At 44.4% G+C, this 15,828-nt stretch carries 13 protein-coding genes; 2 read left to right on the forward strand and 11 right to left on the reverse strand.

The features are described 5' to 3' along the window. Positions 1–21 precede the first annotated feature (21 nt). The 7 genes from V6984_RS18215 to V6984_RS18245 form a co-directional block, all read right to left on the reverse strand. Positions 22–1,299, reverse strand: coding sequence for an ABC transporter ATP-binding protein (locus V6984_RS18215; RefSeq protein ID WP_342757021.1), 1,278 nt, complete (start codon positions 1,297–1,299; stop codon positions 22–24). A gap of 37 nt (positions 1,300–1,336) precedes the next feature. Further along, a complete protein-coding gene (locus V6984_RS18220) occupies positions 1,337–2,353 on the reverse strand; it encodes an ABC transporter permease (RefSeq protein WP_342757022.1) in 1,017 nt (338 codons plus the stop codon). Between the two features lie 8 nt (positions 2,354–2,361). Further along, positions 2,362–2,919, reverse strand: a complete 558-nt coding sequence (rfbC, locus tag V6984_RS18225; RefSeq protein WP_342757023.1) for a dTDP-4-dehydrorhamnose 3,5-epimerase — start codon at positions 2,917–2,919, stop codon at positions 2,362–2,364. Positions 2,920–3,017: 98 nt separating this feature from the next. Further along, positions 3,018–4,406 (reverse strand): glycoside hydrolase family 25 protein, encoded by a 1,389-nt coding sequence (locus V6984_RS18230; protein ID WP_342757024.1) that lies wholly within the window; start codon positions 4,404–4,406, stop codon positions 3,018–3,020. Beyond that, positions 4,396–5,265: a glucose-1-phosphate thymidylyltransferase RfbA gene (gene rfbA, locus V6984_RS18235; RefSeq protein ID WP_342757025.1), complete on the reverse strand. Its 870-nt coding sequence runs from the start codon at positions 5,263–5,265 to the stop codon at positions 4,396–4,398. Before rfbA ends, V6984_RS18230 begins: the two co-directional genes overlap by 11 nt. A 119-nt stretch (positions 5,266–5,384) precedes the next feature. Continuing rightward, positions 5,385–6,467 carry a dTDP-glucose 4,6-dehydratase gene (rfbB, locus tag V6984_RS18240; RefSeq protein WP_342760050.1) on the reverse strand — a complete coding sequence of 361 codons (1,083 nt, stop codon included), beginning with the start codon at positions 6,465–6,467 and terminating at the stop codon, positions 5,385–5,387. Positions 6,468–6,559: 92 nt separating this feature from the next. After that, complete coding sequence (locus tag V6984_RS18245; RefSeq protein WP_342757026.1) at positions 6,560–9,304, reverse strand: GH25 family lysozyme; 2,745 nt, start codon at positions 9,302–9,304, stop codon at positions 6,560–6,562. A 428-nt stretch (positions 9,305–9,732) separates the two neighbouring features. On the opposite strand from V6984_RS18245, the gene V6984_RS18250 reads away from it, so the two are divergent. Together V6984_RS18250 and V6984_RS18255 are read left to right on the forward strand one after the other, a co-directional pair. Then, a complete protein-coding gene (locus V6984_RS18250) occupies positions 9,733–9,879 on the forward strand; it encodes a hypothetical protein (protein WP_342757027.1) in 147 nt (48 codons plus the stop codon). Between the two features lie 138 nt (positions 9,880–10,017). Beyond that, positions 10,018–10,986 (forward strand): hypothetical protein, encoded by a 969-nt coding sequence (locus V6984_RS18255; protein WP_342757028.1) that lies wholly within the window; start codon positions 10,018–10,020, stop codon positions 10,984–10,986. Between the two features lie 102 nt (positions 10,987–11,088). Here the strand turns inward: V6984_RS18255 and V6984_RS18260 are convergent, their stop codons facing one another. The 4 genes from V6984_RS18260 to V6984_RS18275 are packed head-to-tail and all read right to left on the reverse strand — an operon-like array spanning position 11,089 to position 15,722. Then, on the reverse strand, positions 11,089–12,141 hold the full coding sequence (locus V6984_RS18260; RefSeq protein ID WP_342757029.1) for a hypothetical protein: 1,053 nt from the start codon (positions 12,139–12,141) through the stop codon (positions 11,089–11,091). A 56-nt stretch (positions 12,142–12,197) separates the two neighbouring features. Continuing rightward, positions 12,198–13,718, reverse strand: a complete 1,521-nt coding sequence (locus V6984_RS18265; RefSeq protein ID WP_342757030.1) for an MBOAT family O-acyltransferase — start codon at positions 13,716–13,718, stop codon at positions 12,198–12,200. A 12-nt stretch (positions 13,719–13,730) separates the two neighbouring features. Beyond that, positions 13,731–14,558 (reverse strand): hypothetical protein, encoded by an 828-nt coding sequence (locus V6984_RS18270; RefSeq protein WP_342757031.1) that lies wholly within the window; start codon positions 14,556–14,558, stop codon positions 13,731–13,733. 24 nt (positions 14,559–14,582) lie between these two features. After that, positions 14,583–15,722, reverse strand: coding sequence for a DUF6077 domain-containing protein (locus tag V6984_RS18275; RefSeq protein WP_342757032.1), 1,140 nt, complete (start codon positions 15,720–15,722; stop codon positions 14,583–14,585). Between the last annotated feature and the right edge of the window lie 106 nt (positions 15,723–15,828).

Below are 15,828 nucleotides of genomic sequence, written 5' to 3' on the forward strand. Positions count from 1 at the left end.
TCCTTTTGCCCTGGTCTGTTGCTAAATACAGTCGCTTACCTCAGCCTCCGTGTCCATATCGTAATAACCTACCGTATCCTTATCCGATATTACCGTAACGTTAATTACATCGTACAGCCTGTGATATACGGCAAAGTCGTTGTCCTCATATCCGGTCACTCCTAAAGACAACAGATATTCTCCCCCCTGAAGGCTCATCTTCTGCCTGAAAGTAATCATCTTTACACTTCCGGCGCTTACCGGCTCTAAAAATGTTTTTTCGAACATGGTATTCGTCCCTGTAATCTCGGTACCTCTTATATTCTTAACCGTAAATGCAAATATAGGTGCCGGAACGTCCTCAGAAAACTCTACCTTCATATGAATCGTGAATTCATGCCCTTTTATGACAGCCGTAGTCCTTATCCCTTCGCTGTCCGTAATATAATATTCCGTTATACAAGCCACCTTAGTTCCATATTCAAGCAAATCAGGATTGACTCCCGCTTTCACGGCCGCTGCCTCTCTCAAATCACTGTCGTTTAAAAGGTTCTCTTTATCTTCATCTTCAATCGCATACTGCCCGACCAGCACTCTCTTATAGACGTCTATCATCTCCTTAGGTGAACCTTCGCCCAGCTTTTTCCCCTTATTAAGCAGTATTACTCTGTCACAATATTTGCTGATGCTGCTTAAATCATGGCTGACAAATAAAATCGTCTTTCCGATTTTCTTGAATTCTTCAAATTTATGATAGCACTTTGCCTGGAAAAATACGTCGCCCACCGACAAGGCTTCGTCAACAATCAATATTTCCGGTTCAATATTAATTGCCACCGCAAATGCCAGCCGCACGAACATTCCACTGGAATATGTCTTGACCGGCTGGTACACATAGTCGCCGATATCCGCGAAATCCAGTATGGCATCCATCTTCTCCCCGATTTCCTTTTCCGAAAAGCCGATCATCGTACCGTTTAAGTAAATGTTTTCTATGCCGTTGTATTCCATATTAAAGCCTGCGCCCAGTTCGAGAAGTGCAGAAATGCGCCCGTTCACGGCTACCTCACCCCCAGAGGGATTAAGCACTCCCGTAATGATTTTCAAAATCGTGGATTTTCCCGATCCATTGGTTCCGATGATTCCAACCGTCTCGCCCTGATATACCGTCATGTCCACCTTATCCAGCGCATGGTGCTCCTTGTAGCGCTTCTTTCCCGATAGTCCAAAGGCTTCTTTCATCCGGTCCGAAGGCTTATCATATAATCTATATACTTTTTCCAATTCCTTGGTCTGTATCGCTATTTTCTTTTCTTCCATTCAGCTATTTCTCCGTTGCACTGCTAATATTTTCTTTCTACATCACATCCGCAAAATGTACCTTCAGCCTTTTGAAAATCAAAGAACCGATGCAAAACAGCGTAACCGTAAAAATCCAAAAATAAGTAGAGGAATAAAAATGTTCAAAAAACCATTCCTGCTCATACACGGCGCTGCGATAGCCATTCACGATATAAACCATAGGATTCAGCTTGAATAAAGGCTTCATCGTATCGCTCAGCATGGATATGTCCCATAAAATAGGCGTTGCCCACATACCGATCTGAAGAACAATACCTATGATCTGCTGTAAATCCCTGAAAAATACAACAATTGCGCAGGTCGAATAGCTGATGGCGAGCACCAGCACGAATTCACAGAAACTGTAATAAAAAACCTGCAGCGTGTATATGCTGGGATAATAGCCGTATGCTATGGCAATAAGCAATAAAACCACCACGAAAAATACATGTATGAAAGTAGCCGCAATTACCTTGATAATAGGCAAAATACTGATTTTAAAAACTACCTTTTTGACCAGATAATTATATTCCATGAGTGCCGTCGTCCCATTGCTCAGCGCTTCCGAAAAATAAAACCACGGAACCAGTCCCGCTGTCAGGTATAAGACGTAAGGAACCTCTATCCCGCCCGCAACAAGCTGGCTTCTCGTATCGAATACCCTGTCGAACACGATCCAGTACATGACCACGGTTACCACCGGCTGTACGAAGGCCCATACCATACCGAGATAAGAGCCGGCATACCTCTTTTTAAAATCGTTCTTCGCCAGCTTCCATATCAGCCTCCGGTTCTGAAGCAGCTCCTTGGGCAGCACCGTAAGCCTTTCATAAAATATACCGAATATCACGCAGGTAAAAGCGATGAGCACGCACGCCATCACCTTTTTCATAAGCTCTGTGGTCTGATCTGCAAGCGGATTGTGATGCATCACTACGATCCCTGCCAGAATGAGGGCAATAAGATAAAATGCTGCGATCGCCGCCCTCTTAGGAATACTTTTTATTTTCAAATTGAGTGAATCTTTAACCATACGACGTCCTATTTCTCCCGGGCATATTCCTTTATGCCGCCCCATTTCGTGTCCTTCTCAGACATGATAAGTTCCATTCCTTCCGGAATCGGCCATTTTACCCCGATATCGGGGTCATTATAAAGCAGGCCTCCCTCATCGTTCGGATGATAGAAATCCGTGCATTTATATGCGAACTCCGCAACATCGGACAGTACAAGAAATCCATGTGCAAAATTTTTCGGGACAAAAAACTGTTTTTTATTCTCTGCAGACAGTACCACGCCGAACCACTTGCCAAAAGTCGGGCTTCCTTCTCTCAAGTCTACCGCCACGTCGAACACTTCTCCGCTTACTACCCTTACCAGCTTGTCCTGAGGAAATTCCTTCTGGAAGTGCAATCCCCGAAGCACGCCCTTTTTCGAAGCCGACTGGTTGTCCTGAACAAAAATCTGATCGATTCCAGCCTCTTTGAACTCCTCATAATGATATGTTTCCATGAAATATCCCCTAGAATCTCCAAAAACTGCAGGCGTAATTACTTTAAGCCCTTCTATCTCACATGTCTCTACCGTTATCTTTCCCATATTAAACGACTTTTGCTCCTTTTCTTTATTCTTACGCAGGCAACGAGCCGAGCAGACATGCCTGCTTGTCCATTTAGCGGCTGCCCGTTGGCATCACACTACCATTCAGCATTCTCTGTTCCGCCGATTGTTTTGGGCTCCGCTACCTCTCCGTCAAGGGACTCCCCTATCTTCGGCGGTGTTGTGATTCCCTCGGCATTCTCGGCTTCATCCGCCTTAGGTGATTCTATTTTCAGATAACTTAAATTAAAGTCTACCTTTCCTTCGATTCCGTCCACGCTCCCGCCGGAGGTATATTGCCACATGTGGTAGTAGCCCTGATATACCGGCACATCTCTGTATTCTGCAAGCCATACGACATAGTCTTTTAACAAGCTCATATCTAACATCTCGTTAAACCAGTTTCTTGCTCCGTATACGCCCGCTCTATATCCGGCACTTTCCATCGTAATACAGAAGGCTTTGCATATCTGCGTGCGCGCCTCCAGTTCCAGGCCGTCCGCCCGACCATTGCCGCCCGCGCCCTCCGTGTCGATGAAAACCGGATAACTGATATCGTAATCCTTACACATATTTATAACCATGCTGGCTTCTTCCACCGCTTCCACAGTATTCACCGCCTGCGTGAAGAAGTATACTCCTACAGGAATACCTGCGTTCAGGGCACCTTTTATGTTGGTTCGGAAATAAGGATCCTCAATCAGCGCGCCCGTAGTAGCTCCACGATAACCCACACGGATAATCGCGAATTCCACGCCTTCATTTTTTACTTTATCCCAGTCAATTTCCTTGTTCCACTTTGAAATGTCGATACCGATCTTAGCATTGGGGTTGCTTGCCTGCATCTTGGTTATCTCAGTATTGTCCGCATCATCTTCAGCACCGTTTACTTCCAAATCCTCCAATGCAGGGTCTACGTCATCCTCCGTAAATATGAGCAGGCTGATATCGTCGATCGCCGCATATTCCACGCTCTGCTTCACTTCAATTCTGGCCGACGTATCCGGCACCCGATAGCCCACCGTCTCCTTCAAAGTCACTTCATAGGATCCGGCACGAAGATGGTCGATGTAAATGACACCGTCCTGATCCTCGTCCAAATATTCCTTATCTCCATTCAGGACCACGCAAAAGGTCTCCCCCTTCACGAGCTTACCCGCGTTATCCACGATCTGAATGCGCAGATCCTTTTCTATCGAAGTCATGAGCAGGGACAGATTTTTTTCGCTCATTTTCTCTATAGAAGAATAAGGCTTTCTGTCCGGGTCAAAAAAGGTTTCATCCGTTAAAAACGCACGCTCATCCGAGCCTATCCGGTCTGCCTGAGCATCTGTCTGCGTTTCTCCGCTCTCCTGGACTTCGGCAAATACCTCTTGTTCTTCATTTTTGTTAAAAATATCCTTGTTTGCATATAATACGCTTCCTATTACCGCTGCAAACATTATAATGACCAGAAAAACAGTCACATTCTTCAGCTTAGAGCCCATTAGCAACCTCTATCATGTATTTTCCATAATCTGTCTTCATCAATGGTTCCGCCAGCTTAAGGAGCTGTTCCTTCGTAATAAATCCTCTCTTATAGGCTATCTCCTCAATGCAGGAAATGTACAGCCCCTGCCTTTTCTGGAAGGCCGATACAAAATCCGCCGCATCCAGAAGAGAATCATGATTCCCCGTATCCAGCCATGCAAAGCCTCTTCCCAGCGTCTCCACCATCAGCGTTCCACGGCGCAAGTATTCGTTATTTACGCTCGTAATCTCTATTTCACCGCGTGCGGAAGGCTTTACGTTCTTGGCAATTTCCACCACGTCATTGTCATAAAAATACAGCCCCGGCACCGCATAGTTACTTTTCGGGTTTTCCGGCTTCTCTTCTATAGAAAGAGCTTTCCCTTTTTCGTCGAACTCTACCACTCCGTATTCCCTGGGGTCGCGGACATAATATCCGAAAATGGTCGCTCCCTTTTCTCTCTCCGCAACCTCGCGAAGCACCCTGGAGAAGCTCTGTCCATAAAAAATATTGTCGCCCAGTACCAACGCCACGCTATCGTTTCCTATGAAATCCGCTCCGATGATAAAGGCATCCGCAAGCCCCCTGGGATATTCCTGGACCGCATATTGAATCTCGATGCCAAGCTGCTCTCCCGTGCCGAATAACTCCTCGAATACGGGCACATCCCTGGGTGTAGATATAATTAGTATCTCCCTGATACCTGCCAGCATTAGGGTTGACAGCGGATAATATATCATCGGCTTGTCGTAAACCGGCATTATCTGTTTCGAAATCGCTTTCGTCAACGGATAGAGGCGTGTTCCGCTTCCACCTGCAAGAATAATTCCTTTCATGTTAAAAACGTTCTCCTTTCAAGGTCGTTTACATTACCATTTAGTATATCACAAAATATCTGGATTGAAAACGTAAAATGGGAACGATTTAAAACCGTTCCCATCAAAAATATAGTTCTTTACTTTCCGCTATACATATCCGTATAATACTTCTGATATTCTCCGCTGGTAACATTCTTCATCCAGTCCTCATTCTCGAAGAACCACTGAATCGTCAGTCTGATGCCCTCCTTGAACATGATTTCCGGTTCCCAGCCTATTTCCGCTTTGATTTTATCCGGTGCTATGGCATACCTTCTGTCATGGCCCTTTCTGTCCTCCACGTAAGTAATCAAGTCCTTGCTTACCAGCTTCTTACGCGGATCGTTCTCAGGAAGCATTTCCTGCAGCGTTTCTATGATAATATTTATGATTTCGATATTTTGCTTCTCGTTATGTCCGCCCACATTGTAAGTCTCAAAGAGCTTTCCCTTCTCCTGAACCATATCAATCGCCTTGGCATGATCTTCCACATACAGCCAGTCCCTGACATTTTTGCCGTCTCCGTATACCGGAAGGTTCTTTCCCTGAAGTGCATTGTTGATAATGAGGGGAATCAACTTCTCCGGAAATTGATAAGGGCCGTAGTTATTAGAGCAATTGGTTATATTCGCAGGGAAATGGTAAGTGTCCATATATGCCTTTACCAGCATATCCGAACCGGCCTTGCTTGCGGAATAAGGACTGTGAGGCGCATACGGCGTAGTCTCATAGAAATATTCGCCGTCTTCTTCCAAAGAGCCGTATACCTCATCCGTAGATACATGCAGAAACTTCTTGTCCGGCTTAAAGCTGCCATCCTCAAGCTCCCAGGCACTCTTTGCGCAGTTAAGCATTACTGCTGTTCCGAGAACATTGGTCTGCACGAACACCTCCGGATTGCGGATACTTCTGTCCACATGGCTTTCTGCCGCGAAATGTACGACTCTGTCGATGTCGTTATTTTCAAATATTTTAGAGATCGCTTCTTTATCACAGATATCCGCCCTAATGAATTCGTAATTATCTTTGTTTTCCACTTCCTTCAGATTCTCGGGATTTCCCGCATAGGTGAGGGCGTCCACATTAATAATCTTAATATTGTTTCCATATTTTTTAAACATGTAATGAATGTAATTAGAGCCGATAAAGCCTGCCCCGCCCGTTACCAGATAAGTTTTCATAATGTTTAACATGCCTTTCCGTTTTTTATTCTCACTATAGCTCATTATTCTTCTCTTTGCAATATTCACCGCAATTTATAAAGAATAATTAATTAATATCCCAGATAACTGATATTTAAATCCACAGAACCGCTTATGCCCGATACCGAGCCCTTGGAGGAATATTGCCACAAATCATACTTCGTCGCCGAGTAACTGGGGGCCGCCGCATATTGAGCCAGCCATATCTTATAGCTGGTAAGGCTTGCCGTATTAATATAGGAGGTCAGCCATGTCTTGTTCGCATAGATTCCCGCCGTATACCCTGAGTTCTGAATGGTCTGGCAGAATGCCATGCAAACCGCAGTCCTCGTATCCTTGCCGATGCTATCCGCCCGTCCGCCGCTGGGCTCCACATCCAAAAACACCGGATAGGATATTTTGTAACCGCTGATCAAGCTCGCTACCATGGAGGCTTCCTCTACTGCTTCCACCTCGTTTACAGCCTGAGTAAAGAAATACACTCCCACCTTAAGGCCTGCTGCCGAAGCTCCCTGAATATTGGACCGGAACTTCGGATCCTCGATCAGGGCGCCCGTGCTGGAACCACGATAACCGCAACGGATGATTACATAAGATACACCGGAATTCTTTACTGCGTTCCAGTCGATATTTCCGTTCCACTTGGATACGTCGATTCCCATATTTCCCGAAGAGGATGCTAATGCTCCATCGCTGCCGAAATTATATTTCGCCCCTTGGATAATCTGCTCACCGGTTACCTTATTGCCGTCTGCATTGAAATAATAGGTCTTGCCGTCGATAGTCTGCCAGCCGGTATATTTGTACTCGGCACTCACAGAGGATACCTTATAAAATTTATCCGCCTTGAAATAATCAGAATAAACGGCTTCTCTTAATTTGCTGTCCGTTTCCTTAACATAGAGCTGATTGCCGTCGTTGTCCTTCAACTTGGTGGAGCTGTCTTTTTCCGGATTGGCCTTAACGGTAATTTCACAGGTTGCCGCAACAGAATTATCCGCATTGCTCATCGCCTTAATCGTGGCCGTTCCGGCACTCACACCGGTTACCGTGCCGTCGCTTGCTACCATCGCTGCCGCGTCGTTATCGGAAGACCATGTCACGGAAGCATCCGACGCATTTTTTACTTCCGCAGTAAGCTTAAGCGTCTTTTCCGTAAGCACCTTGCCGGTTGTCGCACTGATCGTAATCGTTGGCTTCACCTTCTCCGGCTCCGTAACTGTTACCGTACAGGTCGCTATATGTCCGGTAGATGTCTTGGCTGTAATATCCGCCGTCCCGGCGCTCACCGCAACGACAGTTCCTCCCGTCACCGATACGATTCCCGCATTGCTGCTGTTCCATTCCACCGCATTACCTGCAGGATCCGTAGTTGCCGTCAAAACAGCAGTCTCACCTGTCTTCAAGGGAAGGCTGGTTTTGTCCAGGCTAACCTTTATCTCCGTAATCGTGGGAGTTGTTGTGTCCGTAGGCGTTGTGGTCGTATCCGTAGGAGTCGTGGTGGTAACCGCCGTCGTCTGGTCCGTGGTCGTTGCCGCAAAGCGCATGAATTCACTCGCTTTTACAAGAGTATTAGGATCCGTGATCTTATCCTTCGGCACTTCCTCATAACCGGCCTCGCTTCCTGATCCATTTAATGCCGTCTTAGTTGATTCCACCCACGCTACCGTATCCGTAAGCACAGATTCCACTGTGGTATCCTGCTTCTTCGTATCTTCCGCCGCAACGTTAACATCCGATTCCTTCTTTACCTCATCGGAAACATCCACTTTCTTGTATTCGATTTTATCCTTTATAGTCACCGATACACTTTCCGTAGAAAAAGTATAATCCTCCGCACCGGAAATACTTGCCATGGCAACACTGCATTTACCTGCCGCCATATCGGTCTTATAAATAATTCCGTCCTTATCTTCATCCTTCAGCGTATACGTTTTCCCGCCTGCATCCGTAATATTTACTTCAAAAGGTATGCTGGCGACCAGCTTGCCGGTCGTGCTGTTCACAAATTTTATTTTTAAGTCTTTTTGCATGGAACTAAGATGCATCTCAACTTTGATCGACTCTGTCGTCTCCAGTTCCTTCTCATCGTACTCCGCCGCCTCGGTCATTTCTTCCTGAACAGCCACCTTAGCTGCCTGGGCATCAGCCACTGCCAGAAGTCCGCTTTCGCCGATAACCTCGATTCCTTCCATTCCGGCGCCGATCTCCTGAAAAGAAGCCACCTGCATATCGGCCACTTTCGCGTCCGCATACATCGTACACGTCACAATGGCGAACACCATAATCAAAACACCGGTAGTCGCAACGACTCTATCTATGGTATCCATACATTTTATTTTGTACCATAAGCGGCTTTCTTTACCGTTATTCCTTCTACTCCGGGAGCTCTTAGCCCTATTTGCTGTTGATACTTTTGTCTTTTTGGCTGAAACACTTTTCTTCTTTATTGAAGTACTTTCCCGCTTCTCCAATGTATTTCCTTTTTTGACAGATGTATTTTTCTTCTTTAACGGAGCGCTTTGTTTCTTCTTAGATGTGTGTCCTTTCCTTACCGAAGTACTTCTCTTATATTCAGAAGCAATTTTCTTATTTTTTGAGATAATTTTCTCATTTTCAGAGACAATTTTCTCATTTTTAGAAGCAGATTTCTTTTTCACAGGAACCCCCGTATATTCCTCTTCGAAATACTCATCCTCATCGTCATAAAAGCCATTTTCATCCAATTCCATGAAATCCAGCTCTTTCACGATATCAAAATTATTCATTTCGTTATCCCTAATAGCATTATCGGATTTGCTATGTTCTTTTTTCATTGTTTATGTAAACCCTTCCCAAATAATCATTTGGATACATATTAACATAAAAAATACCTTTTTTCAATGTTTTTCACCATATCACTCTTTTGTCTGACTTTTTCTTCCCATATAACGCATATCTTAAATCTATGATGAATTTTTGCCATACTATTTTCATGATTTACATAATTTTGGCCAATTGTATGATTAAATTAGTATTTTTTCTAATTTTGTCGATGAATTACTTAATTAAGTTATTGACTTTTTTCGTCATAACTGACACAATTAAAAACAGGCTTAGTTATATTATGTTATTGGAAAAGGGGATTTTTTTCATGATGTACATGCACTATTGCAAACCTTGTCATCGGGTTCACATGTTAAATGGTCACAAGATGACATGTCCGAAATGCGGAGGAGCCATTATTGAGCTCCGTATTCCATACATGGATTACGTCAGTATGGACATGGCACAAAGAAATGCTTTCAAAGAGCAATGTGCCGATAAGGAACAGCTAAAGGAGCTCAGCACCACCTATCGCATGTATAAGTACAGCAAGTGGTATAAAGAGCTTAACAGTCAGCGCTGCTGACAAAATCAAGGATTACGAAGAAGAAAGAGAAGGAATATGAGCCGGATAAAATAAATCTTAAAATTTTATCCGGCTCATATTTCGTATAGATTTTTGAAATAAATAATAGTACAATATACATTCATAGGAGGAATCGTTATGGAAAATGAAAATAAGAAGTTATCTTTGAACTGGCACTATATAATTCTCGGCGCAATTCTTATCATTGCGGCGATTGCCATCATAAAGCTCGTCATCTGGAACATCGGGACCCAGTCCGATTACGACCCGAACAATCTGGCAGAAGGCTATGATATCGAAGCACTGGATACCATCATTCCCTTAAGCGATACCAATCTGGAGGGAAGAACGGACGATGGCGTGAACACCATTCTCTGTCTGGGCGGCAATCCTCTTACCGACGAAATGGGGGAAAACAGCTTTACTTCTCTTTTAGCACAAAAAACAGAATCCACCGTATACAACGGCGGATTTCCCGATTCCGGTATCGGAGCGAAATATTCTGCTTATAACGAAGGGTACCCAAGGGATAACTTCAATCTTCCATACGTTGCCAAAAGCATTGCAGGCAAGGATTTCACCGCTCTCAAGTCCGTGTCGGCAGGGGAGCAGGACGAAAGATATGCGCAGGCCGCAGCCACTCTGGAATCTATAGATTATGATAAGATAGACACTATTGTCATCATGTATGACGCTATCGACTATCTGGAAAAAGTCCCTTCCGATAATCCTAACGACCCTTATGAAATCAGTACTTATACCGGAGGCCTTCGAAGTGCTATCGAGACAATTCAGGAAGCATACCCCTATATTCGCATCTTCGTCATGTCTCATACTTTTGCGCAGTGCATCGATGAGAACGGCAATTACCAGAACGGAGGCACCGTGGACCTTGGGAACGGCGCTCTTCCCCATTATCTGGTGAAGGAAGTGGATGTAGCAATTTCCTGTGGCGTATCCATCATCGACAACTATTACGGCACGATAAACGAAGATAATTACAGGGATTATATGACCGACTATATCCATTTGAACGACGCCGGAAGAAATGCTCTCGCCGACAGGCTGGCTGAGGTTATAAATACCGGTCACACTTCTTCTAAGTAAAATATGGGAACCAACAAAACGGGAACGACAGTTCAATTTTGTCGTTCCCATTTTGAAAAAATGCACAAGTCCGCATCAACTCTCTAATCCTATAAGCTAAAATCAGTATTCTACTGAAAACAATTCTTCAAAATCATAAGTCTTTACAATATCCCTCATCTTAGTAAGCTCCGCGTGGAGATTCTCTTTTGTTACCTCACACTCACCCGAAGCGAAGCATTCTGTCATATAACGGTTGATGTCCGGATGATAATGGCTGTAATCCGCGTAATTGTCCAAATCACTTACAATCCACTCCTGACTGGGAAAGAAAAATACTCTGACATTATCATATTCGAGCAGGCATTCCGTCAAGTACTCATATTCCCTCATGGTAGCCTCCATATGATTTTCCCTCAAGACATCGTTCCAGAACAAGATGCTGTAAGGAGGATAAAAAATATAAAACTCCGTATCCGGATTCGCCTCTATATAAGGGCAAATATTCGCATCCAAATTCACCGTTACATTGTTTACGTAATTCTCAGGATCTGCCTCCTCCTCCACCGGCTCCGGCTGCTCATAGTTATGCATTACCCATTGCTTATTGTAATATTCCTCCGTCCACCAGCTTGCATAAACGGTAGCCAAATCCGTCTTGTCCGGATCTGCAAGGGGTCTTAGAATATATTCCAGAAGCACATCCTTATTCAGCACATAGGATATATCGTTCCATACATTATCATCGTACAAATATTTTGGAATCGGATACTTAGTCTCCTCCACGCCTCCGGTATAGGTAATCACATCAATTCCCAAAAAGGCCGCCTTGACTTCATGGCCGCTTTTAAACACGATGTCCATGATGTTCGCCTCATCCCTGGGAAACGCGCCGCTGTAACTGAGCTTCAAGGTCTTAAGCCCCATCAGCTCCTGAAACCAGTTTGTATTAAAGTTTACCGTCATGGAAGAACCGAGAATCACGCTGTCGTAATCCATGTGCTTTGCCATTCCCGGATTCTGATTGATCTGATTGTCCACAACGTAAGGAAAATCCTCCAGCGGTTCATGATATTGAAAAAACGGATCTACATATACCACAAGGAGTATTACTGCCGCCGCTGCCGCCGCAAACATTACAATAAATATTAATAGCCACTTTTTATATTGTTTCATTCTCTTCTATTCCTCAATCTCCCAGAGACGCATACCGTTATGTAAGATCGTTCTTGTTAAAAATTAAAATAAAGGAAACTGCTGACATTGGAAAATGCCAGGATACACCATAAAAACAGCCCTGCCATTATCACCGCCGACCAGGCCTTAGGCTTTATTTTCCCGGAAATCTCCATCGCATTTGGGCCAAAAAACACAAGCAAAAGGGAAAAAGCCGTAATGGCGAACATCATAATATAATGGCCGTATACCCAGCCATCCAGATGCAGCACCTTTAGGATATACCAGAACTCATCCAGATTAAAATATTCGGCAAGGTCTTTATTAACGCGAACAAGACCACCCTTTATTACCAACCGCAGAAGCTCATTTCCCTGTGCTACGCTTTCCGCCCTGAAATATACCCACGCTATACTGACATAGCCAAAGGTAAACAGCACCTTTATCCCGCGAAGGACCGATGCCTTCAAGTTTTGTGCAGCACTTCCCTCTTTCGGTTTCGATATTCTTCTCTGCCACATCCGGGTAAATACGTACAGCACCCCGTGAAGCATTCCCCACAAAATGAATTTCCATGAATTGTTTATACCCATTCCCGACCCGTGCCACAGACCGCTAAGCAGAAATACGATCAAAAGATTACGGTACATCCGCCATGAGCCTTGTCGGTTTCCGCCCAGAGGGATATAAACATATTTCGTGAAAAAGCGATTCAAAGTAATATGCCACCGCTTCCAAAAATCCACAATATTTTGCGCCTTATACGGCGAATTAAAATTTATCGGGAGATCTATATTGAACATTCGGCTGATTCCTATCGCCATATCTATATATCCGCTGAAATCAAAATAGAGCTGAAGCGCATAAAAAATCACCAAAAGCGCGGCATCAGTACCGTGCATGCTTCCCAAGTTGGAATACCCGTAGTCTACAGCGCCCCCGAAAGTGTCCGCCAGTATTACCTTTTTTAACATACCGAAAATAAACAGACAAAGTCCTCGCATGAAACGTTCCGCATTGAAGCCGATTTTCCCGATTTTTTCGAATTCCGGCAGCATCTGGGCATGGGAAACGATAGGTCCCTCCACCAGCTTAGGAAAATAAGAAATATATAGAACATAGTCCATAAACCCACAGGACTTTATTTCTCCCCTATAGTTATCCACCAAAAAAGAAATCTGCGAAAAAGTGAAAAAGCTGATTCCAATAGGAAGTGCTGCTTGTAAAAGAGGCAGATCACCTCCGAATGCATTTATATTTTCGATAAAGAAATTAACATATTTAAAATAAGAGAGTAGCCCCAGATTGCCAAGGATCCCCGCTGCCAGTATCCCTTTTCTGCAGAAGGAAATACTTTCTTTCACCCGGCTCATTCCAAGAACTGCCCCGTAATTAAATAGCATACTGGCTATGAGAATCAGCAGATATCCTGCCTGAAAGCTTCCGTAAAACCATAGGGATATTGCTATCAGCCATAATTTCGTGCCTCTGTTTCCGCTCCTTTTCGCCAACAGATAATAAACAAGAAGGCACACCGGCAGAAAAGCAAATACAAATTCATATGAGTTAAATAACATTTCCACACCCGCCTAATTATTCACGCTTGCCGCCGCTACCGGATCGAAATAAACCGGATAGCCGTCTATCGTATCCAGAAGCTCCAGTCCGAAATTCTCAGGGGCCTCCGTCACGTCCTTGTTGTTGGGAAGAACGATGTACGTGCAATATCTTTCCCTCGTCAGCTTTAACAGCTCCTCGATGTCGATAATCGTCGGATTGTTCATAATCGTATGCACCGGCTCCGCGTACTGCCATTTCGGTTCTACCATTTCCCGCCCGTAAATCATCTGTATATTCGTATCGTATTGTCTCACGAAATAGACCAAATCCGTCGGAAAAACCGACCAGATCCTCTCCTCGCCTTCCCCGGGAGCTATCAGATCGCAAATATCGATCACCGTCTGAGGAAGATGATAAAGATTCTCCGCCTTAGACATATACTGACTGGCGTACACATATTTTCCGCAAAGGGCGATTGCTATTGCCAGAGAAGCAAGCACTGCCCGCTTCATCCAGTTACACTGACCAGAAGATATTTTTCCTTTCAATTTATCATATAACAGAGCGGCCAGCTTCACTCCCGCATACGCGGTAATAACGCCCATAGGAATGAGCCATAGTACCCTGTAATAAGTATCCCCTTCTCCGCTCATCAACCGAACGAACACCTTTCGGAAAATAGGGAAGAAAAATAGAAACAGCAATGTAAGCGGCGTATACACGAAGATAGCCCTCCGTCTTTTATTCTTTTCCGCAAAAAGCAGAAAAACTAACGACAGCAAAAACAAAACAATCGTCAGACGGCTTCCCGCATAATTTTTAAAAATTACCACACTCTCCATAAAAATTCCATACATGCCAAAAATTCTCCTATTATATTCTTAAACGTGCAAAAGCAAATACAGTATCATATAGGCAACATTGGGTATGCATACGATCCCCGCCTTAACGAGCACGCTGAATTTCCGCTCCGCTATCATCATCCAGAACGCAATAACCGCTACCATCACCGCTCCGAGGAATACCACCATGGAGGTACATACCCCCGCAGTCATATTTGTAAGCCATAAGAGGAGCCATAGGCCAAAAGTGCTTTCCTTTTCTCCTAAGCGTTCCTCCCCGGATGTCTTATGCTCATTCTCCTTATCGAATATCCACAGCAGCAGACATACGATGAGAGGAAGAACGAAATTTGCCGCCAGAGATTTTCCCTGCCATGTCCTTGTCAGAAAAAAGGTCTCGTTGGTATAAATAGACACATTTCCGAATATTTGCAATAAAGCCATAAACACCATAAATGCCGGCAGGAACTCTTTTTTCTTACGCAAAAGCTGTTTGCCGATCTCAAAGTAAACCACATAGGTCAGCGGAATGAACACAAAAGGAATGACGCTATGCGCCAATATAGTCGTATGGATTCCCGTCATTCTTCCCACATATGCGATCCATATAGGCAGCACCGCCAGAGAATGCCTTATGTCCAAGGAGGTTGTCCCGCCTGTATACGGCATGATCAGATACATCGTATTGCTCTGCTGGGTCACAAGTGACTGCGCCACATATTCCGCATCGTCTCCGTCAAATGAGGTGAGAGTGAAGGCTTTATAGAGCTGGAAGGCGATGAGCACCAAAAACAAAACCCATTCTATTTTCTCTTCTATTGAAACGTCAGTCCACCGAAATGCCGGTTTTAAAGACACCCACCGTTTCTTCTTAATCGCCCATGCACTTAGGGCTACTCCTGCTGCTGCCGCAATCGCCATGCCAATGGTAAAAAAGCGTACCATGACAAGAAAGCTGTCATATTTCACAAGAAGTATCGCAGGCACCGTCACCAGCCAGCACATCGGAAGCATGATGATATAACCGGCGATGAACACGACGCCTATATTTGTCTTTTCCTTCGGTATCCATCGCAAGGGAATCAGTCCGATACAAAAGGGAAGCACAAACATCCATAATATAATGCCTAAAATTTTAACTACAATCATTACTGTCTGCTCCGTTTCACTATTCTTCATGGTTGCTATTTGTAAGTTTAACCCAAATCGCTTTATCTGTCCATACATCGCTTTTCTCTTTTTCTAATCCTATATGTCAAAAAGAGAACGTTTTCTCTTCGTCCTC

This window comes from Kineothrix sp. IPX-CK, from assembly GCF_039134705.1.
Classification (GTDB): domain Bacteria; phylum Bacillota; class Clostridia; order Lachnospirales; family Lachnospiraceae; genus Kineothrix; species Kineothrix sedimenti.

What these genes read in the sequence shown, in the direction of transcription:
- V6984_RS18215 (WP_342757021.1), bottom strand. Translation starts at nt 1,299, where the DNA reads ATGGAAGAAAAGAAAATAGCGATACAGACCAAGGAATTGGAAAAAGTA.
- V6984_RS18220 (WP_342757022.1), bottom strand. Translation starts at nt 2,353, where the DNA reads ATGGTTAAAGATTCACTCAATTTGAAAATAAAAAGTATTCCTAAGAGG.
- rfbC (WP_342757023.1), bottom strand. Translation starts at nt 2,919, where the DNA reads ATGGGAAAGATAACGGTAGAGACATGTGAGATAGAAGGGCTTAAAGTA.
- V6984_RS18230 (WP_342757024.1), bottom strand. Translation starts at nt 4,406, where the DNA reads ATGGGCTCTAAGCTGAAGAATGTGACTGTTTTTCTGGTCATTATAATG.
- rfbA (WP_342757025.1), bottom strand. Translation starts at nt 5,265, where the DNA reads ATGAAAGGAATTATTCTTGCAGGTGGAAGCGGAACACGCCTCTATCCG.
- rfbB (WP_342760050.1), bottom strand. Translation starts at nt 6,467, where the DNA reads ATGAAAACTTATCTGGTAACGGGCGGGGCAGGCTTTATCGGCTCTAAT.
- V6984_RS18245 (WP_342757026.1), bottom strand. Translation starts at nt 9,304, where the DNA reads ATGAAAAAAGAACATAGCAAATCCGATAATGCTATTAGGGATAACGAA.
- V6984_RS18250 (WP_342757027.1), top strand. Translation starts at nt 9,733, where the DNA reads ATGGATTACGTCAGTATGGACATGGCACAAAGAAATGCTTTCAAAGAG.
- V6984_RS18255 (WP_342757028.1), top strand. Translation starts at nt 10,018, where the DNA reads ATGGAAAATGAAAATAAGAAGTTATCTTTGAACTGGCACTATATAATT.
- V6984_RS18260 (WP_342757029.1), bottom strand. Translation starts at nt 12,141, where the DNA reads ATGAAACAATATAAAAAGTGGCTATTAATATTTATTGTAATGTTTGCG.
- V6984_RS18265 (WP_342757030.1), bottom strand. Translation starts at nt 13,718, where the DNA reads ATGTTATTTAACTCATATGAATTTGTATTTGCTTTTCTGCCGGTGTGC.
- V6984_RS18270 (WP_342757031.1), bottom strand. Translation starts at nt 14,558, where the DNA reads ATGTATGGAATTTTTATGGAGAGTGTGGTAATTTTTAAAAATTATGCG.
- V6984_RS18275 (WP_342757032.1), bottom strand. Translation starts at nt 15,722, where the DNA reads ATGAAGAATAGTGAAACGGAGCAGACAGTAATGATTGTAGTTAAAATT.